Annotated in this window: 1 protein-coding gene; it reads right to left on the minus strand. The window is 65.4% G+C overall.

Annotation, left to right across the window (positions count from 1 at the left end):
- A partial coding sequence (gene fba / locus A7976_RS04190; protein WP_067107595.1) for a class II fructose-bisphosphate aldolase occupies positions 1–836 on the minus strand: 836 nt, incomplete at both ends.

Raw genomic sequence — 836 nt, forward strand, 5'->3', positions numbered from 1 at the left:
AGGCGCAGGTCGGTGTCGATGTTGACCTTGCGCACGCCGTGCTTGATGCCTTCGACGATCTCTTCCACCGGTACGCCGTAGGTCTCGGGGATTTGCCCGCCGTTGGCGTTGATGATCTTGAGCCATTCCTGCGGTACGGAAGACGAGCCGTGCATCACCAGGTGGGTGTTGGGGATGCGCGCGTGGATTTCCTTGATGCGGTTGATCGCGAGCGTCTCGCCGGTAGGGGGGCGGCTGAACTTGTAGGCGCCATGGCTGGTGCCGATGGCGATCGCGAGCGCGTCGACGCCGGTCTTCTTGACGAAGTCGGCGGCTTCCTCGGGGTCGGTCAGGAGCGCGGAGTGGTCGAGCACGCCTTCGGCGCCGTGGCCGTCTTCTTCGCCGGCCATGCCGGTCTCCAAGGAACCCAGGCAGCCGAGTTCGCCTTCGACCGAGACGCCGACGGCGTGGGCCATGTCGACGACCTTGCGCGTAACGTCGACGTTGTAGTCGTAGCTGGCGGGGGTCTTCATGTCTTCTTTCAGCGAGCCGTCCATCATCACGCTGGAGAAGCCGGAGCGGATGGCCTGGATGCAGACGGCGGGGGAGGCGCCGTGGTCCTGGTGCATCACCAGCGGGATGTGCGGGTAGGCTTCGACGGCGGCGGCGATCATGTGGCGCAGGAAGGATTCGCCGGCATACTTGCGGGCGCCGGCCGAGCCTTGCAGGATCACCGGGCTGTCCACCGCGTCGGCGGCCTGCATGATGGCGTGGATCTGTTCCATGTTGTTGACGTTGAACGCCGGCAGGCCGTAGCCATTCTCGGCGGCGTGGTCCAGCAGTTGACGCAGGGATAC

It is taken from the genome of Methylobacillus sp. MM3, from assembly GCF_001645185.1.
Lineage (GTDB): Bacteria > Pseudomonadota > Gammaproteobacteria > Burkholderiales > Methylophilaceae > MM2.